1 protein-coding gene is annotated in these 430 nt (G+C 66.3%); it reads right to left on the bottom strand.

The window, feature by feature from the left end:
• On the bottom strand, window positions 1–291 hold a 291-nt coding region (locus tag RM572_RS29365; protein ID WP_311676383.1), incomplete at its 3' end, for an alcohol dehydrogenase catalytic domain-containing protein.
• Window positions 292–430 lie beyond the last annotated feature (139 nt).

Below are 430 nucleotides of genomic sequence, written 5' to 3'. Positions count from 1 at the left end.
GTACTCGCACGTGCCGCAGGCCGACCACAGCCAGGCGTTGCCGACCTTGTCGCCAACCTTCAGGTCGGCCACTGCGGGCCCCAGCGCCACCACGGTGCCGTAGCCTTCGTGCCCCGGCACGAACGGCGGGCTCGGCTTCACCGGCCAATCGCCATGCGCGGCATGGAGGTCGGTGTGACATACGCCGGAGGTCTCGAGCTTGACCAGTGCCTCACCCGGTCCGGGTGTCGGCAGGTCGAGCTCGGAAACCTGCAGCGGGGCACCGAATTCGGTGACCACCGCCGCGCGCATCCGGCCGGCACTGTTGGCGCCGACGCTGTCGTCGAGAGTCTGAGTCATGAGTCGTTCCCATCATTGAAAGGTGTTGCTGGCAGCCGATTTTTGTTGTTATTCGGTTATGCGACTCCGCGGGCAGCACCGGCACTCACCG

The sequence above is a fragment of the Streptomyces hazeniae genome, from assembly GCF_031845485.1.
GTDB lineage: Bacteria > Actinomycetota > Actinomycetes > Streptomycetales > Streptomycetaceae > Streptomyces > Streptomyces hazeniae.
The sequence above is the reverse complement of the archived record's forward strand: the minus strand, read 5'-3'. Positions and strand labels throughout refer to the sequence as shown.